The following is a 19,875-nucleotide window of genomic DNA, read 5'->3' as shown; positions in this document are numbered from 1 at the left end:
GCTTTGAGACGGTCCAGCACCGCGTCTCTGACCTCGGCGTGACGCACCAGCTTGCGATGGATCGCACGGCGGCCTTCGTACATCGCCTGAGCGTTCACGGCATGATAACCGTTCAACTCGGGCAGCTCCTCATCGCGGTAGGTGTTGCGCCTGATCTCGCGGTGAAGAGTCGAAGGATCGCGGCCAAGTCGTTCCGCGATCTCCGACACCGGCATTCCGGCATCACGCCACTTGGCCAAATGGCGGCGCTCTTCAAGGCTCAGGTGCGTGTAGGGACGGGGCATCGGGCTTCCTTCTGTAACCTGCTGTCTTGGTACAGAAGTTGCACTTCGTTTGTGAATCTGCCGGTGCTCACCTCCAATCCGTCTAATCTGAATTATGTAACAAATTGGATAGCCGCGTTGCACTCCGTCCAGACCCCGTTCACCCGGACCCCGTTCGCCCAGCGACTGAATCTTTGGCGTCGTCTGGACCTTTCACGCGAATGGTTCTAAGCGTTTCAAATTGGTCGGGCCGAGGCCCGTCCCGCCAAAGTGATGATTTTGATTGATTGAAGATTGATGCTGGAGCAACTTGAACGGATCATTCACGCAACAGAGATAGAAGGCATCTGGCGGCGTCATTGCCAGCTGATGGAGCAATACGGTTTCGACCGTCTGTTTTTCGGGATGACGAAGGCGCGAACTGCCGAAGGTTTGGGTGCGCCGGAAGATTTCCTGATTCTCAGCAGCCATGAAGATTCCTATGCCCGCCGCTACATCGGCGATGGTCTCTATCTGCGCGCGCCCATGGCCCGCTGGGCAATGTCCAACGTGGGCGCGTGTTCCTGGTCCTGGGTGGAAAGGAACGCCCATCTGCTGACGCCCGAAGAGCGCGAGGTTCTCGCGTTCAATCGAGCCCATGGCGTGCGGGCCGGCTACACCTTGAGCTTTCCTGACCTTTCGTCGCGCTGCAAGGGAGTGATGGCGCTCGCCGCCCCGCCCCATGTCTCCCAAGCCGAGGTCGACATGATCTGGCGACGGCACGGGCGCAGGCTGTGGGTGTTGAACAACGTCCTGTACCTTAAGCTCTATCACATGCCCTACCCCTGCAATCGCCGCAAACTTTCCCATCGTCAGAGGGAAGTGCTGGAGTGGGTCGGCGAAGGAAAGACGTTGCAGGACATCGCGCAGATCATGGGGATCGGCGTGGCGACGGTTGAGAAGCATCTTCGGCTGGCGCGGGAGAAACTCGGTGTTCAGACCACCGCGCAAGCCTTGCTCAAGGCGTCGTTCGAAAACCAGATTTTCGTGATCGAAGGCCAAAGGCGCCCTGCCGGGCTGAATATTTCCCTAAGGTAAGGAATCCATGACTGGTCATGCTCGCTTTTTGCGGGCATGATGCATCCGTTCCGTGAGTGGTGGCCAATTTCGGGCCATGGAACATGTGGGTGGGTGTAACCCGACAATTAAGGGAAGCGCCGAACCACCGTCCGGGAAACCGGTACCGGCGCTCCTCGGCATTTTCCGGGGGGTGTTGGTGTTGGTCTTGCACCCGTCCTTATCCCCAGTCCCCGGGGTGCGAGACGGAAAGGGATGCGGGTCAGTTTATGGCTCGCATCTTTTTCTTTCCCATGCCGCCCTGAGCGTCTTCGGACAGCGGCGCCCACATGTTGTGAAGAGTGTCTTCAAAAAACGCTCTCCCTCACGGCCGCAAGAAAAAGGAGCCGCACGGGCTCCTCGCCCGTACGGCCCCTTTTCGGCTATCCCGGTCAGCCTTGGACGGCCTTCGCCACCTCGGCGGCAAAGTCCTCCTCGCGCTTCTCGATGCCTTCACCGACCTCGAGGCGGCGGAAGCCGGTGATCTCCACCCCGGCGTCCTTCGCGGCTTCGGCAACGGTCTGGTCGGGATTGACCACGAACTGCTGACCCAGAAGCGTGACTTCGGAGAGAAATTTCTTCATCCGCCCCTCGACCATCTTCTCGATGACCGGTTCCGGCTTGCCCGACTCACGCGCCTGTTCGGTAAGCACCGCACGCTCGCGCTCGAGCAGAGCCGGATCGAGATCCTCGGCCGAAAGCGAGGCCGGGTTTGCGGCGGCGATGTGCATGGCGATCTGGCGGCCGATGCCGTTGTCCTCGCCTTTCAGGGCCACCAGCACCGCGATCTTGCCCATGTTGGGCGCCACCGCGTTGTGCACGTAGCTGACCACCGTGTCGCCTTCGAGCACGGCCATCCGCCGCAGCGTCATGTTCTCGCCGATCTTCGCGACCGCCTCGGTGATGGTCTCCTCGACCGTCTTGCCGCCGAGATCCTTCTTCTTCAGCTCTTCGAGGTCCGCGGCCCCGAGCGCGGCTTCGGCGATGGCGCCGACCATCTTCTGGAATTCCTCGTTCTTGGCCACGAAGTCGGTCTCGGAGTTGACCTCGACCGCCACCGCGCGCCCATCGCCATGGGCCACGGCGACAAGCCCCTCGGCGGCGGTGCGGCCGGACTTCTTGGCGGCCTTGGCCAGCCCCTTGGTGCGCAGCCAGTCGATCGCGGCTTCCATGTCGCCGCCGGTTTCTGTCAGCGCCTTCTTGGCATCCATCATGCCCGCGCCGGTCTTGTCGCGCAGTTCCTTCACTTGTGCAGCGGTGATTGCCATCGCTCGGCTCTCCTCAGATCAAAATTCATCGGGTCCGGCGGCAGCTCCCCTGCCCCGCCGGACCCTGCCTTCCGGTCGTGCAATGCGCAGCAGGCTTCAGGCCTGGGCGGCAGCGCCCGTTTCTTCGGCGCCCGCCTCCTCGCCGCCGTCGGTGGACAGCCCCGCAAGGGCTTCCTCGGCCGGCGCTTCCTCAAGCGCTCCGATGTCGACGCCAGCCGCCCCGAGCTGCGCCGACATGCCGTCAAGCGCGGCGCGGGAGACAAGGTCGCAATAAAGCGCGATCGCCCGGGCGGCGTCATCGTTGCCGGGAATCACGTAGTCGATCCCTTCGGGCGAAGCGTTGGTATCCACCACCGCAACCACGGGAATGCCCAGCTTGTTGGCCTCGGCCACGGCGAGTGCTTCCTTGTTCACGTCGATCACGAAGAGCATGTCAGGCAGGCCGCCCATCTCGCGGATGCCGCCCAGCGACGCCTCGAGCTTGTTGCGCTGGCGCTCGAGCGCAAGGCGCTCGCGCTTGGTCAGCCCCTCGGCGCCCTGGGCGAGGCGCTCGTCGATCTCCTTGAGGCGGTTGATCGACTGGCTGACGGTCTTCCAGTTGGTCAACGTGCCGCCGAGCCAGCGGTGGTTGATGTAGTACTGCGCGCAACGTTCGGCGGCCTCGGCGATCGGCCGCTGGGCCTGACGCTTGGTGCCGACGAAAAGAATGCGCCCGCCCTTGGCCACGCAATCGCGCACCGCCTCGAGGGCGCGATGGAGCATCGGCACCGTCTGGGTCAGGTCGATGATGTGGATGCCGTTGCGCTCGCCGTAGATGTAGGGTGCCATCCGCGGGTTCCAGCGCGAGGTCTGGTGGCCGAAGTGAACGCCCGCTTCGAGAAGCTGGCGCATGGTGAATTCGGGCAATGCCATGCTTGCGAGTCCTTCTTTCCGGTTTCATTCCTCGGCGGGGGCCATGTGAAGCTTGCGCTCAACCGGTGGACGCGCGCGGGATGTCTCCCCGCGACGCCCGGACCCCGCCTGTGAAGTGCGCCCCCGTTAGACGATCCCCTCCCGCTTGGCAAGCCCTCGCGGGCGGCTTTTGCGGCTGGCTGCCCCCTGCCCCGCTCTCCGTTGCGGCTTGCGCTTGTCAACGCGCGCCAAAGGCCCTAGACACCGCCGTGGAGACGTGGCCGAGTGGTCGAAGGCGCTCCCCTGCTAAGGGAGTAGACGGGAAACCGTCTCGAGGGTTCGAATCCCTTCGTCTCCGCCATGATTTCCCTGACACCTGACAAACATTGCGTGCCAGCGTGGAGCATCGGCGGCGGGCGGCTGCGGGTTGCGGGGAAAGCTGGCGCCGGAAGAGTTTCGTGCACACTCAGGACCAGCTCATGTTCCGGAAGCTTTCGCGAAATGCGAAGCGGGCGAGGTGGCTGTCGATGATCGCCCTGGCACGCTCGAGCCCCGTTTCGTCTTCGGCGGCAACCTCGGCAATCAGGCACCCGTCACCGGCCGTCAGGCGGCAGGGTCCGGTGGGCAGGGCCACCTCGCCGGAAGTGTCGTCGTAGCGCACCTCCAGCTTGTGCGCGAAATGCTTGCACAGCTGCTGCAGATACCGCGAGGCATGAGGGGTCTCGAAGCGGCCGGTGGCGCGGGCTCGGGGTTGCATATTTCCGACTCCTTTTGTAGGGATTCGGCCGATACCTGACTGAAACACTCATGCTTGTCCAGACAAGCCTGATGCCCGCGTCCCACGCTTCCGAGGAGCCCACCATGAAACACGCTCTTGCCGCCCTTCTGCTGTGCCTGCCGCCACTCGCGGCCGACGCCCGGACCGTCACCATCGAAACGGCCGCCGGCCTGGCCGAGGTGCCTTACGCACCGGACGTGGTCGTGGCTCTCGACCTTGCGGCGATCGACACGCTCGATGCGCTGGGCGTCGATCTTGCGGGCGTGCCGGCCATCACGCCGCCGGCCTACCTGGCGCCGGCCTTCGAGGGCACGCCGACCGTGGGAACGCTCTTCGAGCCGGATCTGGAGGCGCTCGCGGTGATGGCGCCCGATCTCATCGTCGCCGGCGGCCGCTCCCAGGCGCGCGTCGCGGCGTTGCGCGAGATCGCACCGACAATCGACATGACGATCTGGGGAGACGACATCGTCGGCCAGGCTCGCGCCCGGCTCACCGCCTATGCCACCATTTTCGGCAAGCAGGAGCGCGCCGGCCAGCTGCTTGCCTCCCTTGACGAAGCGCTCGCCGAGACCCGTGCGGCCGTCGAGGGCAAGGGGAATGCGCTGATCATCCTGACAAACGGCGGCAAGATCTCCGCCTATGGGGACGACAGCCGCTTCGGCTGGCTGCATACCGCGCTTGGCCTGCCCGAGGCCCACCCCGAGATCGCCGCCGAGACGCACGGCGAGTCGGTATCCTTTGAGTTCATCGCCGAGGTGAACCCCGACTGGCTGATCGTGATCGACCGGGCCGCGGCGATCGGCCAGGAAGGAGAGGCCGCCGCCGCAACCCTCGACAATCCGCTGGTGGCCGGGACGACGGCGGGCAGGAATGGCCAGATCGTGCATCTCGACAGCGCGGCGATCTACCTGGCGGGTGGCGGCATTCAGTCGATGATGATCCTGCTCGAACAGATCCGTTCCGCCTTCGCGGGCCATGCGGCGGATTGAAACTGGCCGCGGCCATGTGGCCGGAGTTTGCACGCTCGCCCTGCTTGCCGGGGCGAGCGTCCTCGTCGGGGCGGGCGATCCGTGGCGCGGAGATCTCGACGCGCGGATGGTGCTTGCCGTCAGCCGCATCCCGCGGACCTGCGCCGCCCTGCTCGCCGGCGCCGGCCTCGCGCTCGCCGGCGTGGTCATCCAGCAGACGGTGCGCAACCGGCTTGTCGAGCCGGGCCTGAGCGGCACGCCGGAGGCGGCGATGATCGGCCTCATGGCGGTGACCCTGATCGCCCCCGGCGCGGCACTGCTGACGAAGATGAGCGCCGCCGCGGCATTGGCCCTCGCCGGAACCGGCGGCTTCTTCCTGCTTGCCCGGCGCGTGCCACGCCGTGACCCGATGCTTCTGCCGCTGGTAGGGCTGATCTATGCCGGCATACTCGGCTCGATCGCCATGTGGATTGCCTGGACGACCGACCTCGTGCAGCTCGTGGGCATCTGGCAGACCGGCGAGTTCAGCGGCGTGCTCAGCGGCCGGTACGAGTTGCTGTGGCTGGTGGCGGGCCTGGCCGGCCTGCTCTACCTCATCGCCGACCGGATCACCATCCTCGGCCTTGGCGAGGACCATGCCCGCGCCCTTGGCCTCGACTACCGCAAGACGGTTCTTGCCGGGCTGGCCATCGTGGCGATGAATGTCGCGGTCGTGGTGGCCACGGTCGGCGCCATGCCCTTCGTGGGGCTCGTGGTGCCCAATCTCGCCTCGCGCTGGTGGGGCGACAATCTGCGCCGCAACCTGCCGCGCATCGCCATGCTGGGCGGCGGTCTCGTGCTGGCCGCCGACCTGACGGGCCGCCTGCTGCGCTGGCCATACGAGATACCGGCGGCCAGCGTGTTCGCCGTTGCGGGGGCGGCACTGTTCCTGTGGCTGATCAACGCGCCGGGGAGCCGCGACCATGGCTGAGCGGCGCCTGCTGGCGCTCTGCACCCTGTTGGCGCTTGTCGCCTCGCTCTTCCTTCTGTGGAACCTGCGCGCGCCCTACGCCTTCCTGCTGACGCTGCGAGCGGAGAAGCTCGCGGCCCTGGTGACCGTCGGCGCCGCCACCGGGGCTGCGACCATCGTCTTTCAGACCATCGCGGCCAACCGCCTGCTCACGCCCGGCATCGTCGGGTTCGATTCTCTCTTCGTCTTCATTCAGACCGCGCTGGTGTTCACCCTTGGCGCGGCCGGTCATGCGACGCTGTCGCCATTGCCCAAGTTCCTCGGCGAAGCGCTGTGCCTGACCATCGCGGCGACGACGCTGTTCGGGCTGCTGCTCAGGCGCGGCGCCGGTGACATGATCCGCATGCTGCTGACCGGCGTCATTCTCGGCGTGCTCCTGCGCGGGATGGCGGGGCTTGCGCAACGGCTGCTCGAGCCCTCAGAGTTCGCGGTGGTCCAGCAGGCGGTGGTCGCCAGCTTCAATGTGGTCAACGGCGGTCCTCTCGGCATCGCGGCGGTCACGCTCGCGCTCGCCCTGGCGGCACTCTGGCACATGGGGCCGGTTCTGGACGTGGCCGCCCTCGGGCGGGACCGGGCGCGGACGCTGGGGCTGGCGCATGACCGCGTCGTGTTCACGGCGCTTGCCCTCGTCGCGGTGCTCGTCTCGGTGTCTACAGCGCTCGTCGGGCCCGTAACCTTCCTCGGGCTTCTGGCCGCAAGCCTGGCTCATGCCGCCGTGCCGGACCACCGGCACCGCCTGCTCGTGCCGGCCGCGGCGATGATCGGGGCGGCGCTGCTGGTTGGCGGGCAAGCCCTTTTCGAACGGGTTCTGGGGCTGCAGTCCGCTCTCGCCATCGTGGTGGAATTCGCCGGCGGGCTTCTGTTTCTGCTGCTGGTGCCATGGAGGGATGCAAGATGATCGAGCTCGACAACCTCACGGTGCGCCGCGGCGCCACCGTGGCGCTTGACGGGATCAGCTGCCGGATCCCCGAGGGCCGGCTGACCGCGATCATCGGGCCGAACGGGGCGGGCAAGTCCACCCTGCTGCATGCCATGGCCGGGCTGATCCGGCCCGAGGCCGGGCGCGTGCGGGTCTCGGGGCTCGACGTCGCCCAAGCCCGCGAGCGCGAGCGCGCGCGTCTCATCGCGCTTCTGCCACAGAGCAACGCGGCGGTGCCGCGGCTGACGGTGCGCGAACTCGTCGCCTTCGGTCGCTGGCCACACCATCGCGGCCGGCCGAGGGCTGCGGACCGGCGCGCGACCGAGGAGGCGATCGCGCGCTTCGACCTCGGGCCGCTTGCCGGGCGCGAGGTCGAAACGCTGTCGGGCGGGCAGAGACAGCGCGCCTTCCTCGCCATGGCCTATGCCCAGGAGACGCCGTGGATGCTGCTCGATGAGCCGCTGGCCGCGCTCGATCCCAGATACACGCGCGACATCATGGAACGGCTGCGCGATATTTCCGGCGAACGCGGCGTGCTCATCGTCCTGCACGATCTGTCGATCGCGGCGCGCCATGCCGACTGGTGCGTCGCACTCAAGGGCGGGAAGCTGCAGGCGGCCGGGCCGAAGGACGAGACGCTGACATCGGCGCGGCTCAGCTCGCTTTACGAAACGCCGCTGAGGGTTGCGCGGATCGAGGGGCGCGCTGTGGTGATCGATGCCGCCTGACCCGCGCAGCGAAGAGGCCGCCCGCATCACAGGCGCGCGGCGCCGCGTCAGCCGGCGACAACGATGCGTCCCTTCATCGATGGATGGCGGGTGCAGAAGTAGTCGTGGCTTCCCTTTTCGGTGAAGGTCACCGCGCGGCTTTCGCCCTTGCCGAACAGCCCGGTGTCGAAGAGGGGCTGGCCGCCCGCGCCCGTCTCGACCGCGGTAGCGGAATGTTCGATCCCGTCGCGGTTGGTCCAGCGCACGGTGTCGCCGGGCGCGATGGTCAGCGGCGACGGCTGGAACTGGAAGGTCTTGATGTCCACCTCGTGCACGGTCGCGCTGGCATGCACCACCCCGGCACAGGCGCGTGCGCGGCCGGCAAGTCCGCCGAACGGCACTGCCGCGAAAAGGGCAAGGAAGGTGCGTCTGGTCGTGGTCATGGGAGTCTCCTGACAGAAATGAGCGGCGCAGGACCGTTGCAGGGACAGATCGGCAGGGTCCCGCGCCGCCAGTGGGGCGAGGGTGCCCCCCGCCGGCCGGTTACGCGCCACCGGGGGAACTCGTCACACCCGGTCGGCGGGGGCCGCCGGGCGGCCGCTGGGGCCGCCCGGCATTCCTTGGTCGTTACCCGCCAAAGCGGTCGGGGAACTGCTTGACGATCGCCCCGGCGAGCGCGTCGGAGATCATCTGCATGTGGGCGGCCGCCTTGCGCTGCAGCTCATAGGCCTTGGGCCAGTCCTGGTTGGCCTGCGCATCGACCACCGCGGCGAGCGTGACGGCGTGCTCCTTGACCAGCGCCTCGACCGCATCGGCCGGCAGGTTGGGGTTGGCGGAGTTCAGGAAGGCGCCGAAGTCGCGGGCATAGTCCATCAGGTCGGCCACGGCCTTCTCGCGGCCGGACTTGCTGCCCTTGATCGTTGCCGTGGTGTAATCGACGAAGAAGCCGATATGCTTGCGCCACAGCGGCAGGAAGGCGTCCCTGGCGCCGTCGCCATAGACGAGCCCGATGGCGTTGGCGAGATCGACCGAGTTGGCATCGAGCGCCCCGGCGGCGGCCTTGAAGTTCCTGTCCATGCTCATCATCGCCCAGCCGGTGGCGGCGGCGGCGAGGTGGACGTGCTCGGCCAGAAGCAGGTTCACGGCCACCCGCAAATCGCCCCCGGTCTTGATGTGATCGGCCTGCGCCACCGGCGCAGAGACGGCGAGCGCCAGCGCGGCAACGCCGCCAAGGACGGTGCGACGAAACGTGATCGTGTTCAGCATGGGGTCTCTCCCTTCATTGGTTTCCCGGTTTGGCCCCGGCGCGCTGTGCATCCGAAGCTCGACAGACGTCACGGAAGCCGCAGCGGAAAAGTTGCAGACGGCCCGAATTTTTTTTGCCGCTTGCCCGGCAGACCGCCTGCGGTCAGGATGGCCGCCGATGACCGATGAAGAGATCGAGGCGGCAATCGAGCGGCTCGCGCGGGGGGACCGCGCGGCCTTCGATGCGCTTTATTCCGCCGTCTCGGGGCAACTCTTCGGGCTCTGCATCCGTGTCCTTCGTGACAAGTCGCTCGCGGAGGATGCCTTGCAGGACGCCTGGGTCAGGATCTGGAACAATGCCGCCAGCTACCGGCGCACGGGCGCAAGCCCGATGGCCTGGCTGGTGACGCTGACCCGCAACGTGGCCATCGACCGGCTGCGCGCCGAGCGCAGCGCCGCCACCTCGGGCGCGGATGACGTGACGGCCATGCCGGTCGCGGCCGACGATCCCGGACCCGAGCGCGTGGCCGAGGGCCGGGATGAGCTCAGGCGGCTGGCCGACTGCCTGGGCGAGCTGCCCGCCGACCGCGCGCAGGCGATCCGCGGGGCCTATCTTGACGGCGCGAGCTATGCCGAACTGGCTGCGCGCTTCGCCGTTCCGCTCAACACCATGCGCAGCTGGCTCCGCCGGGGGCTGATCGCGCTGAAGGAGTGCATGGACCGATGAGCGCCGCCGAACATCACCGCGACGACATCGCGCTGGCCGGCGAATACGCGCTCGGTCTGCTCGAAGGCGATGAGCGCGCGGCCTTCGAGGCGCGGCTCTCCCGCGAACCGGAGCTTGCGGCGCTGGTCGAGGAATGGCAGGCGCGGTTCGCCGCGCTGGCCGACGAGGTGGAACCGGTCGCGCCGCCCGCCCGCGTGAAGGCCGCGATCGACGCGCGTCTGTTCGGCGAGGGCAAGGCTGCACTGCGCGTGGTGCCCTTCCGCCGCCGTTGGACCCTGGGCGCGGCCCTGGCCCTTGCGGCCAGTATTGCCGCTCTGGCCTTCCTCGGCCTCTTCACCGGGCCCGGCGAGACGCGCCTTGTCGCCGAGATCGCGGCCGAGGACCGCGCGCTCGTGGTCGCCGCCGAGGCGGAACTGCGCGAGGATGGCGGCGAGATCGTCGCGCGGCTCGTCACCGGCGCGCCGCCGCCCGACCGGGCATTCGAGCTGTGGCTGATCCCGCAAGGCGCCGAGCGGCCGGTGTCGCTGGGCCTGATCGGCCCCGATGCGCCTGCCCGCGCGCGCCTGCCCGCGGATCTGGCCGCGCGCCTTGCCGGGGCGACGCTTGCCATCAGCACCGAACCGCCGGGCGGCTCGCCCACCGGTCAGCCGACTGGCCCCGTGGTCGCCGCCGGGCAGTTGACTCAACCGGGATAGGGACGCGGGGGCGCGCCCCCCTGCCCTCACCTGCGCATGGCCTCTTCGGCCGGCGCATCGGGAGCGCTGGCGCGCGCAGTCTCGCCGGCGGCAAAATCGCGCGGACGCAGCGCGTAGCGCGCCAGCCGGTCATAGAAGGTCTTGCGAGGCAGCCCCAGCTCGGCGGCCGCGGCAGATGCCTTTCCGCCATGCCGCCGCAGCGTGGCTTCGAGCACCGAGCGCTCGAAGGCTTCCATCCGCTCGGCGAGCGTCATCGGCCTGCCGTCGCCCGGGGCCTGGCCGTTGAGATAGGCGTTGGCGAAGGCGCGCAGCTCGGCCAGATTGCCCGGCCAGGGGCGCGCCATGATCCGGTCGATCACCTCGCGGCTGACGGGCGGCATGTCGCGGTCGGCATTGCGCGCCGCCTGTCGCAGCACTTCCTCGAAAATCGCCGGCAGATCCTCGTGGCGCGCGGCCAGGTCGGGCACCTCCACCACCACCGGCGCCAGCGCCGCCATTTCCGCGGGGACCGGCCCGCGCGTGATGCCGATCAGCCGCAGCGTCGGCCGCTCCTCGAGTGCCGCGCGCACGGCGGCCCATGTCGCCGCGTCGGCGCGACCGAGCCCCTTGAGGGTGAGCACGGCGGTCTCCGGCTGGGGGCGGAACGTGGCCGCGAGTGGCAGCGACTGGGCCTCGAAACGCCCCTCCACCCCCATCAGATGAAACAGCGTGTGCGAGGCCAGCCGCTTGCCGGCGCCGGCCGGCCCGACCAGCACCACATGCGCGCCGCTTTCCGCCGCCGCGCGCAGCTGCTCGCGCAGCCGCGTGCTGGCCGCGCCGCGCCCCGGAAAATTGACCGAGGCGAGATCGGAGCGCCGGAGCCGTCGCTCCATCGCCCGGTTGCGTAGCACGAGCGCGCGGTGCTCGAGCGCTCGGTTGAGCACCTCCACCAGGTGGTCGGTGGAGCATGGCTTCTCGAGGAAGTCGTGCGCGCCTTCCTTCATCGCCCGAATGGCCATGGGCACGTCGCCCGCGCCGGTCAGCATCACCACCGGAATTTCCGGGTCGATCGACCGCGCCAGACGCAACACCTCGAAGCCGTCCTGGCCGGGCATGCGGATATCGGTGAGCACCACGCCGTTGAAATTGGCCCGCAGAACCCGGCGGACCTGCGCGAACTGGGCCGTCTGTATGACGTCGAGGCCCTCGAGGTCGAGAGCCTGCGCGAGGCTTGCCCGCAATGCCTCGTCGTCTTCAACAAGAAGAACCGTACCGCTCATGGCATCGCCTTTCTCAGGATGATCTCGAATTCGGCGCCGCGTGCGAGGTTGCGACACGAAAGCGTGCCCCCGAAGCTGCCGATGATGCCGTAGGAGATCGACAGTCCAAGGCCGAGACCCTTTGAGGCACCGATTTCCTTGGTGGTGTAGAACGGCTCGAAGACGCGCTCCGGCTCGGAGATGCCGGGACCGTTGTCGCGCACGCGGATGGCGACCCGCTCGCCGAGGTCCTCGACCGTGACCTCGACGCGGGGCGCCTCGCCGCCCGCCGCCGCATCGATGGCGTTGTTGACGATGTTGAGGACGACCTGCTGCAGCCGAACCTCGCCGGCAAGCCCGATGAGCCGCCCTCCGGGTAGGTCTGGCACGAGCTCGACCCCCTCCTCCCGCGCGCGCGGCGCGGCAAGGCGCAGCGCCTCGGCCACCGCCGCGCCGATGTCCACCGGCACCGGCGGCTCCGGCTCGTTGCGGGCAAAGGCGCGCAGGTTGCGGATGATGCGGGTGATCCGCTCGGCCTGCCCGGCAATCTCGCCGAGATTGCCTCGCGTCTCCGCGATCCGGCCCCGGTCGAGCAGCTTGACGGCATTCTCCGCATAGGCGCGGATGGCGGCGAGCGGCTGGTTGAGTTCGTGGCTGATCCCGGCCGACATCTGCCCCAGCGCGCTCAGCCGTCCTGCCTGCACCAGCTGTTCCTGCGCGGCCTCGAGCTGGCGCGTGCGTTCCGCGACACGGGCCTCGAGCCGGGCGTTGGCGGCGGCCTCCGCGGCGAGCCGGTCGGCGAGGCGCCGCCGGCGCTGGCCGAGCGCCCACAACAGGGCCGAGAGGGTGAGCATGCCGCCGGCCGCGACAAGGGTGACGAGTCCGGCGGTCGCCTCCGCCTCGCGCGTGTCGAGAAAGACATGCGCCACCAGATCGATCTGCGGCATCGGGCGCGACAGCTCGAGGGCGCGCGGCGGCAGCACCCCGCCGTCGGGGAGCGCAACCCATCGCGGATGCAGCCAGTGCAGCGGACGCCGCGCGGGGAAGGCGCCACGCGTCTCGGGCGGCGGCGGCGTGCCGGGAGCGGCGGCTGCATCGAGCAGCAGCGCAAGCTCGGTCCGGTTGGAGAGAAACACGAGGCCCCGCTGATCGGTGAAGGTGAGCACCGCCGGCTCCACCTCCCAGGCGAATTCCAGCGCATCGGCGTTCACGCGCACGACGACCACGCCGGTCGGCGGCGGGCTCCCCGCGAACACCCCGTGGGCGAAGATGATCTGACGCCGGCCGGTCGCCGGCTCGACCTCGAGCGCGCGGCCGAGCGCTCCGGTCAGGGCCGGGGGCACATAGGGCCGCCGACCGAGGGCCTCGCCGATCGCCGGCGCGCCGCGCCCGGTCTCGGAGGCGGCGAGGACGCGGCCGGAGCCGTCCAGCACGTAGATCGCATCCGCGCCGACCGTGAGCGCGGTGATGGTGAGGAAGTCGACAACCTCGCCGGGCTCTGCCGAGCCGTCGAAAAGGCCGGTCAGCCGCGGATCGCGCGACAGAAGCCGCGGCAGCTGCTGGTAGGGCGATATCTGGCCCAGAACCCTCCCTGCCGCCTGCGCGAGCACGGCTTGCCCGCGGGCCTCGAGATCGGCAAGCTCGGCGCGCAGCGAGATGGCGAAGATGGCGCCAAGGCCGATGACGGCCGCAGCGGCCGAGAGCAGCGCCAGCAGGCCCGAGCGTCGCGAGATCCGTGTCAATGTGCCTTTCCAACCCCGCGCGCTCAGGCGCGAATCATGCGCGCGCATGGTCTCCGCCGAGCGCTGCGGGCGCAAGGCAGGCTGTGCGAAAATCCGCACAAAGCCGCGCGAGCCAGTCACCGCCGCCCATCATGCGTCTGGAATGAAACGACATTTCATGACGCCCGCCGGCGCTGTTGCGAAAAGGCTGGCACGCTCGTTGAACGGCGGCGGTCGGACGTATCGGCCGATACCCAGCAAGTTCCGGGAGGAAAACATGAACCATCTCATCAAGGCCGCCTGCATCGCGGCCGTCCTGGCAGTCCCCTCCGTGGCCGCCGCCCAGTGCGATGACGGCGAGATCGTGGTGAAGTTCGCCCACGTCACCAACACCGACCGTCACCCCAAGGGCATTGCCGCCAGCCTCCTCGCCCAGCGCGTGAACGAGGAGATGAACGGCAAGATGTGCATGGAGGTCTACCCCAACTCCACGCTCTACAACGATGACCAGGTGCTCGAAGCGATGCTGCAGGGCAACGTGCAGCTCGCCGCGCCGTCGCTGTCGAAGTTCGAGACCTTCACCAAGGTGTTCCGCATCTTCGACCTGCCGTTCATGTTCAAGAACATCGACGCGGTGGACGCATTCCAGAAGTCCGAGACCGGCCAGAAGATGCTCGACTCGATGCAGCGCCGCGGCCTTCAGGGGCTGGCCTTCTGGCACAACGGGATGAAGCAGATGTCGGCCAACCGGCCGCTGCTGTGGCCCTCCGACGCCAAGGGCCTGAAGTTCCGCGTGCAGCCCTCCGACGTTCTGATCGCGCAGATGGAGGCGCTCGGGGCGACCGCGCAGCCGATGGCCTTCTCCGAGGTCTATGGCGCGCTGCAGCAAGGCGTCGTCGACGGCCAGGAGAACACCTGGTCGAACATCTGGGGCCAGAAGTTCTTCGAGGTGCAGGACGGCATCACCGAGACCAACCACGGCATCATCGACTATCTCGTCGTCGCCTCCGTTGACTGGCTCGACAGCCTGCCCGGGGACGTGCGCGCGCAGTTCCTGCAGATCCTGGCCGAGGTGACGGAGGAGCGCAACAAGGAGTCCACGGCGGTCAACGAGGCGGCCAAGCAGTCGATCATCGCCGCCGGCGGCATCGTGCGCCAGCTGACGCCCGAACAGCGGCAGGCCTGGGTCGATGCGATGAAGCCCGTCTGGGAGAAGTTCAAGGACGACGTCGGCCAGGAGAACATCGACGCCGCCCAGAAGATCAACATGTCGATGTGAACCTCGCTTCGCGGGCGGGGCGCGCCCTGCCCGCGGGCATTCCGACCGTCCCCGGGCCGACGCCGGCCCGGAGCGATCGGGGATATTCCGGACGGCAGGGAGGGGAGCCATGTCATCCAGCCGCTATCAGCCGCGCGGCCGCCTCGGCCGCTTCATCCACAGGCTCGAGGAAACGATCATCGCGCTTCTTCTCGGCCTGATGGTGCTCGTGACCTTCACCAACGTGGTCCTGCGCTACGGGTTCAACAGCCAGTTGATCTGGGGGCTTGAGGTCACGCTCATCCTGTTCGCCTGGCTGGTGCTTTTCGGCATCGCCTATGCGTTCAAGATCGGCGCGCATCTGGGGGTGGACGCCGTCGTTCTGATGCTGCCGGAAGGCCGGCGGCGCGTGCTCGCGCTGGTCTCGGCGGGGTGCTGCATCCTCTACGCGGTGATGCTTCTCAAGGGCGCGTGGGACTACTGGGCGCCCTTCGCCGCGCTGCAGCCCACCTCCGGGCGCTGGCTGCCGACCGGCTTCGAGACCGGCGTGCGCGACCGGGCCTTCTACGTCACCGATCAGGTGCCGATGCTGCCCTTCTTCCGCTGGCTCGAGGACGCGATCAATTACGGCGAGCGCTACGACAAGCTGCCCAGGGTCATTCCCTACGCGATGCTGCCCTTTGCCGCCGCGCTGATGCTCCTGCGCATCGTGCAGGCGACCATCGAGATCGTGCGGGGCGAACGCGACGGCATGATCGTCAGTCACGAAGCCGAAGACGCGGTGGCCGAGGTCGCCGCGCGCCGCGAGGGAGAAGCCTGATGGACGTCGTCTTCCTGTTCGCCCTCATCATCGGGCTGCTGCTCATCGGGGTGCCGATCGCGGTGGCGCTCGGGCTGTCCTCGATGATCTTCCTGCTGATGTTTTCCGACACCTCGCTGGCCTCCATCGCGCAGTCGATGTACCAGGCCATGGCGGGGCACTACACGCTGCTGGCGATCCCCTTCTTCATCCTTGCCTCCTCCTTCATGTCAACCGGTGGCGTGGCGGCGCGAATCATCCGCTTTTCCATCGCCTGCGTGGGGCACCTGCGCGGCGGGCTGGCGATTGCCGGAGTGTTCGCCTGCATGATGTTCGCGGCGCTCTCGGGATCCTCGCCGGCGACCGTGGTGGCGATCGGCACCATCGTCATCGCCGCCATGCGGCAGGCCGGCTACAGCCGCGACTTCGCCGCCGGGGTGATCTGCAACGCGGGCACGCTGGGCATCCTGATCCCGCCGTCGATCGTCATGGTGGTCTATGCCTCGGCGACCGATGTGTCGGTCGGGCGGATGTTCCTTGCCGGCGTGCTGCCCGGCATTCTCGCCGGCACCATGCTGATGGTGGCGATCTACGTCGTGGCGCGCATCCGCAACATGCCGGCCGGCGAATGGCAAGGCTGGCGCGAGGTCTGGGACAGTTTCGCCGATGCCTTCTGGGGGCTCCTGCTCATCGCCATCATCATGGTCGGCATCTACGGGATCCCCGGCGTGACCAGGGCGATCTTCACGCCCACGGAGGCGGCGGCGGTGGCTTCGGTCTATGCCTTCATCATCGCGCTCTTCGTCTATCGCGACATGGGGCCGCTGAAGGGCGCGCCGGCGGAAAGCCTTTCCGCCGCCGTTGCCGAGCCCGCGCCGATGCGGCGGTATTCGCTGCTCGAGCGGCCCTGGGCGCTGGTGACGGCCTTCTTCCATCCCGACACGCGTGACACGCTCGTCGAGGCCGGGCGGCTGACGATCACGCTGATGTTCATCATCGCCAACGCGCTGATCCTCAAGCATGTGCTGACCGACGAACAGGTACCCCAGCACATCGCCGAGGCGATGCTCGGCGCGGGGCTCGGGCCGGTGATGTTCCTCGTCGTGGTCAACGTGATCCTTCTGATCGGGGGCCAGTTCATGGAGCCATCGGGGCTTCTGGTGATCGTGGCGCCGCTGGTCTTCCCGATCGCCATCGAGCTCGGGATCGACCCCATCCACCTCGGCATCATCATGGTGGTGAACATGGAGATCGGCATGATCACGCCGCCGGTGGGGCTCAACCTCTTCGTCACCTCAGGCGTCGCGGGGATGCCGATGATGGCGGTGGTGCGGGCCGCCCTGCCCTTCCTTGCCATCCTGTTCCTGTTCCTGATCCTCGTGACCTATGTGCCGTGGATCTCGACCGCACTGCCGAACGCGCTCATGGGGCCGGAGATCGTGACGCGCTGACGGCCCCCGGATCGGTCACGCCCGTCACGGCTGACGCGCCTGCCCTTCCGCGCGTGGCTGCCGCGCGGAAGGGCTCCGGCTGACCCGCCCTGCCGGCAGGCGCCGACGACGGGCTTGATGCGGCCTTGCATTCAGGGCACCACTCGGGGGGCGTGCGATGCGCTGCGCGTCGCCGCCCGGGAGGTTGCCGCCACGATGCGAGGCCGATCCATGACGCGACGCCTGTCTCACGGAACCCTTTCCGAACTGCCGGCGGCGGTGGCGCGCCCGGCATTCGATCCCGCCCGTCACGGCGCGGGCATCGTTCATGTCGGCGTGGGCGCCTTTCACCGCGCCCATCAGGCCGTCTACACCGACACGGCGCTGGCCGCGCAAGGCGGCGACTGGCGTATTGACGGCATCAGCCTGCGCAGCACCCGCATCGCCGATGAGCTCAATCCGCAGGACGGGCTGTTCACGCTGATCGAGCGCGAGGGCGCGGAGGCTGCGGCGCGCGTGATCGGCAGCCTGCGCCGCGTCATCGCCGCGGCGCGCGCGCCGCAAGACGCGCTTGAGGCGCTGGCCGCCCCCGAGACCCGGATCGTGAGCCTCACCGTGACCGAGAAGGCCTATGGCATCGACAGGGCCCGCGGCACGGTCGATGAGCGGAACCCCGCCATCGCCGCCGATCTCGCCGCTCCGCACCGGCCGGCGGGTGTGCTCGGGCTGCTGTTCGCCGGACTGCGCCTGCGCCGCGAACGCGGACTTGCCCCCTTTACCGTGCTGTGTTGCGACAACCTGCCCGAAAACGGCGCGCTCCTGCGCATGGGCCTTGTGGACTTCGCCGCTCGCATCGATCCGGCCATGGCGCGCTGGATTGACGAGGCGGTGGCCTTCCCCTCGACCATGGTCGACCGGATCACCCCCGCTCCCACCGAGGCGACGCGCGCGCTGGCCGAGCAGCTTCTGGGGATGACCGATCTCGCGGCGGTGGAGGCCGAGCCGTTCTCCCAATGGGTCATCGAGGACGAGTTTTCCGCCGGCCGCCCCGCGTGGGAAGCGGCCGGCGCGATCTTCACCGACGATGTCGCGCCCTATGAGGCGATGAAGCTGAGGATGCTCAATGGCACCCATTCGATGATGGCCTACTGGGGGTTTCTCGCCGGCCACCGCTACGTGCGCGACGTGATGCGCGACCGGGCACTGTCGCCGCTGGTGCGGCGCCACATGGCCGCCGCCGCCGCGACGCTCACACCGCTCCCGGGCATCGGGCTGGACGCGTACGCCGAGGCTCTGGCGCGCCGCTTCGCCAACCCTGCCATCGGGCACGAACTCTACCAGATCGCCATGGATGGCAGCGAGAAACTCCCCCAGCGCATCGTCGCCCCGGCGCTCGAGGCGCTCGAGCGGCGCCAGCCGCTGCGCCCCTTCGCCTTCGCCGTGGCCGGGTGGATGCGCTACTGCCTCGGGCGGCGTGACGACGGTACGCCCCATGGGCTGCGCGACCCGCGCGAGGCGCAAATCAGCGCCGCCGTCAGAGGGATCGAGGGCGACCCGAAGGCGCTTTTCCTCGCGCTTTGCGAGGCTTCGCGGGCCTTTCCGCGCAGGCTCACCGAGCACCCGCTCTGGCAGGGCGAGGTGGTCGGCATCCTCGCGCGCGCGCTCGAACGCGGCGTTGCCGCGACTCTGCGGGCGGAAGCCGAGGCAGCCGCGACCGGGTGAGAGCGTCCCGCGCGCGGTCGCCCCTCAGGGATGGATACCGCCACTGGTCCCCGCCTCACTGGCCCCCGCCTCACTGGCCCCCGCGTCACTGGCCCCCGCGTCACTGATCCCCGCCGCGCCGCGCGGCGCCGCCGGGCCGGTCGAGCCGCGCTCGAGGATCCGGCAGCCGATCTCGACGCGTCGCGGCGGCGCCTGCGGGTTCACCACCACGTCGCGCAGCAGATCGATCGCGGCCGCGCCGATGCTGCGCATCGGGATCTCGATGGTGCTGAGCGGCGGCGACTGCAGCTCGCCCTGCGGCAGCCCATCGAACCCCATGACGCTGACCTCGCCGGGGACCGCGACGCCCCGATCGGAAAGCGCCAGCATCGCGCCGATGGCGAGGCTGTCTCCGGTGGCAAGGATGGCTGTGAAATCAAGGCCGTTCCGATCAAGCCGCGCGCGGATCGCGGCGGCGGCAAGCTCGGGATCCCAGTCGCCGACCTCCTCGACGAGGTCGGCCTTGAGCCCCTGCGCCGCGAGGCGTTCGGCCCAGCCCTCGCGCCGCTGCGCAATGGTGCGCCGGCCCGGCCGGGTCAGCAGCAGGATGCGCCGGTGACCGAGCGCGATCAGCCGCTCCGTGGCCAGCGCCGCGGCGCTGCGGTTGCACGGCGCCACCGATGACAGGCGCATGAGCGGATCGTCGGCATTCACGAGGATCACCGGCCGCTCCCCGGCTGCAGCCGCATCGATTTGCGCGTCGCTCTCGGGCGAGAGCAGCAGATAGCCCGCCGCCGCCTCCCCGGCACCGAAGTTGGCCGCGAAGTGCGCGTCGATCGGCCGTATCTCGAGCGTCATGCCGAGCGCCGCGGCCCGTTCGCGCATGCCCTTCAGAACATGCAGGGTGAACTGGCTGCGCGTCGCATCGATCAGGGCCGAACGGCTGGCCAGCAGAACTGCGAGGCGACCGGCCATGGCCACCGGCAGGGCATAGCCAAGCGCCGCGGCCACCTCGCGCACCCGCCGGCGCAGCTCCGGCCGCACCCCTGGCTGCCCGGCGAGCACCCGGCTGACGGTGGCCACGGACACGCGGCACTGGCGGGCCAGATCCTCCATCGTCACGCGTCTCTTCTGCACGGGGCCTCCACTCCTGTCAGCGCCTT

The 19,875-nt window shown here is 68.7% G+C and carries 20 protein-coding genes and 1 tRNA gene; 12 read left to right on the top strand and 9 right to left on the bottom strand.

Translation table 11 applies throughout. The features are described 5' to 3' along the window. Positions 1-284: helix-turn-helix domain-containing protein (locus BLQ14_RS12430; protein WP_143004493.1), on the bottom strand; the 284-nt coding region annotated here is incomplete at its 3' end. A 276-nt stretch (positions 285-560) separates the two neighbouring features. On the opposite strand from BLQ14_RS12430, the gene BLQ14_RS12425 reads away from it, so the two are divergent. After that, positions 561-1,340, top strand: a complete 780-nt coding sequence (locus BLQ14_RS12425; RefSeq protein WP_092500873.1) for a helix-turn-helix transcriptional regulator — start codon at positions 561-563, stop codon at positions 1,338-1,340. A gap of 410 nt (positions 1,341-1,750) precedes the next feature. Here BLQ14_RS12425 and tsf read toward each other — a convergent pair whose 3' ends face one another. Both tsf and rpsB read right to left on the bottom strand, forming a co-directional pair. Beyond that, positions 1,751-2,626, bottom strand: a complete 876-nt coding sequence (gene tsf, locus BLQ14_RS12420) for a translation elongation factor Ts (protein ID WP_092500872.1) — start codon at positions 2,624-2,626, stop codon at positions 1,751-1,753. Between the two features lie 96 nt (positions 2,627-2,722). Then, a complete protein-coding gene (gene rpsB / locus BLQ14_RS12415) occupies positions 2,723-3,538 on the bottom strand; it encodes a 30S ribosomal protein S2 (RefSeq protein WP_092500871.1) in 816 nt (271 codons plus the stop codon). Between the two features lie 250 nt (positions 3,539-3,788). On the opposite strand from rpsB, the gene BLQ14_RS12410 reads away from it, so the two are divergent. Continuing rightward, positions 3,789-3,878, top strand: a tRNA-Ser gene (locus BLQ14_RS12410). A 105-nt stretch (positions 3,879-3,983) separates the two neighbouring features. On the opposite strand, the gene BLQ14_RS12405 is transcribed toward BLQ14_RS12410, so the two are convergent. Continuing rightward, entirely contained in the window at positions 3,984-4,274 is a 291-nt protein-coding gene (locus BLQ14_RS12405; RefSeq protein ID WP_092500870.1) for a DUF2218 domain-containing protein, read from the bottom strand. A 104-nt stretch (positions 4,275-4,378) separates the two neighbouring features. On the opposite strand from BLQ14_RS12405, the gene BLQ14_RS12400 reads away from it, so the two are divergent. The 4 genes from BLQ14_RS12400 to BLQ14_RS12385 are packed head-to-tail and all read left to right on the top strand — an operon-like array spanning position 4,379 to position 7,919. After that, on the top strand, positions 4,379-5,284 hold the full coding sequence (locus BLQ14_RS12400) for a siderophore ABC transporter substrate-binding protein (RefSeq protein WP_092500900.1): 906 nt from the start codon (positions 4,379-4,381) through the stop codon (positions 5,282-5,284). Beyond that, the gene (locus BLQ14_RS12395; RefSeq protein ID WP_092500869.1) at positions 5,271-6,233 is read left to right on the top strand and encodes an iron chelate uptake ABC transporter family permease subunit; all 963 of its coding nucleotides are present in this window, start codon (positions 5,271-5,273) and stop codon (positions 6,231-6,233) included. Before BLQ14_RS12400 ends, BLQ14_RS12395 begins: the two co-directional genes overlap by 14 nt. Further along, complete coding sequence (locus BLQ14_RS12390; RefSeq protein WP_092500868.1) at positions 6,226-7,170, top strand: iron chelate uptake ABC transporter family permease subunit; 945 nt, start codon at positions 6,226-6,228, stop codon at positions 7,168-7,170. Before BLQ14_RS12395 ends, BLQ14_RS12390 begins: the two co-directional genes overlap by 8 nt. Continuing rightward, positions 7,167-7,919, top strand: coding sequence for an ATP-binding cassette domain-containing protein (locus BLQ14_RS12385; RefSeq protein ID WP_092500867.1), 753 nt, complete (start codon positions 7,167-7,169; stop codon positions 7,917-7,919). The genes BLQ14_RS12390 and BLQ14_RS12385 overlap by 4 nt, the downstream gene beginning before the upstream one ends. 47 nt (positions 7,920-7,966) lie before the next feature. Here the strand turns inward: BLQ14_RS12385 and BLQ14_RS12380 are convergent, their stop codons facing one another. Continuing rightward, entirely contained in the window at positions 7,967-8,341 is a 375-nt protein-coding gene (locus BLQ14_RS12380) for a cupredoxin domain-containing protein (RefSeq protein WP_092500866.1), read from the bottom strand. A gap of 184 nt (positions 8,342-8,525) precedes the next feature. Beyond that, complete coding sequence (locus BLQ14_RS12375; RefSeq protein ID WP_092500865.1) at positions 8,526-9,164, bottom strand: hypothetical protein; 639 nt, start codon at positions 9,162-9,164, stop codon at positions 8,526-8,528. Between the two features lie 157 nt (positions 9,165-9,321). Here BLQ14_RS12375 and BLQ14_RS12370 point away from each other — a divergent pair, with 157 nt between their 5' ends. Beyond that, complete coding sequence (locus tag BLQ14_RS12370; RefSeq protein WP_092500864.1) at positions 9,322-9,870, top strand: sigma-70 family RNA polymerase sigma factor; 549 nt, start codon at positions 9,322-9,324, stop codon at positions 9,868-9,870. After that, positions 9,867-10,565, top strand: coding sequence for an anti-sigma factor (locus BLQ14_RS12365; RefSeq protein WP_092500863.1), 699 nt, complete (start codon positions 9,867-9,869; stop codon positions 10,563-10,565). The genes BLQ14_RS12370 and BLQ14_RS12365 overlap by 4 nt, the downstream gene beginning before the upstream one ends. Positions 10,566-10,591: 26 nt before the next feature. Here the strand turns inward: BLQ14_RS12365 and BLQ14_RS12360 are convergent, their stop codons facing one another. Together BLQ14_RS12360 and BLQ14_RS12355 are read right to left on the bottom strand one after the other, a co-directional pair. Continuing rightward, on the bottom strand, positions 10,592-11,824 hold the full coding sequence (locus BLQ14_RS12360; RefSeq protein ID WP_092500862.1) for a sigma-54-dependent transcriptional regulator: 1,233 nt from the start codon (positions 11,822-11,824) through the stop codon (positions 10,592-10,594). Continuing rightward, on the bottom strand, positions 11,821-13,545 hold the full coding sequence (locus tag BLQ14_RS12355) for a sensor histidine kinase (protein ID WP_170068349.1): 1,725 nt from the start codon (positions 13,543-13,545) through the stop codon (positions 11,821-11,823). Before BLQ14_RS12355 ends, BLQ14_RS12360 begins: the two co-directional genes overlap by 4 nt. A gap of 256 nt (positions 13,546-13,801) precedes the next feature. Here BLQ14_RS12355 and BLQ14_RS12350 point away from each other — a divergent pair, with 256 nt between their 5' ends. From BLQ14_RS12350 to BLQ14_RS12335, 4 genes are all read left to right on the top strand, one after another. Beyond that, positions 13,802-14,803, top strand: a complete 1,002-nt coding sequence (locus tag BLQ14_RS12350) for a DctP family TRAP transporter solute-binding subunit (protein ID WP_092500860.1) — start codon at positions 13,802-13,804, stop codon at positions 14,801-14,803. Between the two features lie 109 nt (positions 14,804-14,912). Further along, positions 14,913-15,602 (top strand): TRAP transporter small permease, encoded by a 690-nt coding sequence (locus BLQ14_RS12345; protein WP_092500859.1) that lies wholly within the window; start codon positions 14,913-14,915, stop codon positions 15,600-15,602. After that, positions 15,602-17,032 carry a TRAP transporter large permease gene (locus tag BLQ14_RS12340; protein WP_092500858.1) on the top strand — a complete coding sequence of 477 codons (1,431 nt, stop codon included), beginning with the start codon at positions 15,602-15,604 and terminating at the stop codon, positions 17,030-17,032. Before BLQ14_RS12345 ends, BLQ14_RS12340 begins: the two co-directional genes overlap by 1 nt. Before the next feature lie 210 nt (positions 17,033-17,242). After that, positions 17,243-18,733, top strand: a complete 1,491-nt coding sequence (locus BLQ14_RS12335; protein WP_092500857.1) for a mannitol dehydrogenase family protein — start codon at positions 17,243-17,245, stop codon at positions 18,731-18,733. Between the two features lie 24 nt (positions 18,734-18,757). On the opposite strand, the gene BLQ14_RS12330 is transcribed toward BLQ14_RS12335, so the two are convergent. Continuing rightward, complete coding sequence (locus BLQ14_RS12330) at positions 18,758-19,849, bottom strand: LacI family DNA-binding transcriptional regulator (RefSeq protein ID WP_211295327.1); 1,092 nt, start codon at positions 19,847-19,849, stop codon at positions 18,758-18,760. Positions 19,850-19,875: the final 26 nt, after the last annotated feature.

This window comes from Meinhardsimonia xiamenensis, from assembly GCF_900102905.1.
GTDB classification, from domain to species: Bacteria; Pseudomonadota; Alphaproteobacteria; order Rhodobacterales; family Rhodobacteraceae; genus Meinhardsimonia; species Meinhardsimonia xiamenensis.
The sequence above is the reverse complement of the archived record's forward strand: the minus strand, read 5'-3'. Positions and strand labels throughout refer to the sequence as shown.

What these genes read in the sequence shown, in the direction of transcription:
- BLQ14_RS12425 (WP_092500873.1), top strand. Translation starts at nt 561, where the DNA reads ATGCTGGAGCAACTTGAACGGATCATTCACGCAACAGAGATAGAAGGC.
- tsf (WP_092500872.1), bottom strand. Translation starts at nt 2,626, where the DNA reads ATGGCAATCACCGCTGCACAAGTGAAGGAACTGCGCGACAAGACCGGC.
- rpsB (WP_092500871.1), bottom strand. Translation starts at nt 3,538, where the DNA reads ATGGCATTGCCCGAATTCACCATGCGCCAGCTTCTCGAAGCGGGCGTT.
- BLQ14_RS12405 (WP_092500870.1), bottom strand. Translation starts at nt 4,274, where the DNA reads ATGCAACCCCGAGCCCGCGCCACCGGCCGCTTCGAGACCCCTCATGCC.
- BLQ14_RS12400 (WP_092500900.1), top strand. Translation starts at nt 4,379, where the DNA reads ATGAAACACGCTCTTGCCGCCCTTCTGCTGTGCCTGCCGCCACTCGCG.
- BLQ14_RS12395 (WP_092500869.1), top strand. Translation starts at nt 5,271, where the DNA reads ATGCGGCGGATTGAAACTGGCCGCGGCCATGTGGCCGGAGTTTGCACG.
- BLQ14_RS12390 (WP_092500868.1), top strand. Translation starts at nt 6,226, where the DNA reads ATGGCTGAGCGGCGCCTGCTGGCGCTCTGCACCCTGTTGGCGCTTGTC.
- BLQ14_RS12385 (WP_092500867.1), top strand. Translation starts at nt 7,167, where the DNA reads ATGATCGAGCTCGACAACCTCACGGTGCGCCGCGGCGCCACCGTGGCG.
- BLQ14_RS12380 (WP_092500866.1), bottom strand. Translation starts at nt 8,341, where the DNA reads ATGACCACGACCAGACGCACCTTCCTTGCCCTTTTCGCGGCAGTGCCG.
- BLQ14_RS12375 (WP_092500865.1), bottom strand. Translation starts at nt 9,164, where the DNA reads ATGCTGAACACGATCACGTTTCGTCGCACCGTCCTTGGCGGCGTTGCC.
- BLQ14_RS12370 (WP_092500864.1), top strand. Translation starts at nt 9,322, where the DNA reads ATGACCGATGAAGAGATCGAGGCGGCAATCGAGCGGCTCGCGCGGGGG.
- BLQ14_RS12365 (WP_092500863.1), top strand. Translation starts at nt 9,867, where the DNA reads ATGAGCGCCGCCGAACATCACCGCGACGACATCGCGCTGGCCGGCGAA.
- BLQ14_RS12360 (WP_092500862.1), bottom strand. Translation starts at nt 11,824, where the DNA reads ATGAGCGGTACGGTTCTTCTTGTTGAAGACGACGAGGCATTGCGGGCA.
- BLQ14_RS12350 (WP_092500860.1), top strand. Translation starts at nt 13,802, where the DNA reads ATGAACCATCTCATCAAGGCCGCCTGCATCGCGGCCGTCCTGGCAGTC.
- BLQ14_RS12345 (WP_092500859.1), top strand. Translation starts at nt 14,913, where the DNA reads ATGTCATCCAGCCGCTATCAGCCGCGCGGCCGCCTCGGCCGCTTCATC.
- BLQ14_RS12340 (WP_092500858.1), top strand. Translation starts at nt 15,602, where the DNA reads ATGGACGTCGTCTTCCTGTTCGCCCTCATCATCGGGCTGCTGCTCATC.
- BLQ14_RS12335 (WP_092500857.1), top strand. Translation starts at nt 17,243, where the DNA reads ATGACGCGACGCCTGTCTCACGGAACCCTTTCCGAACTGCCGGCGGCG.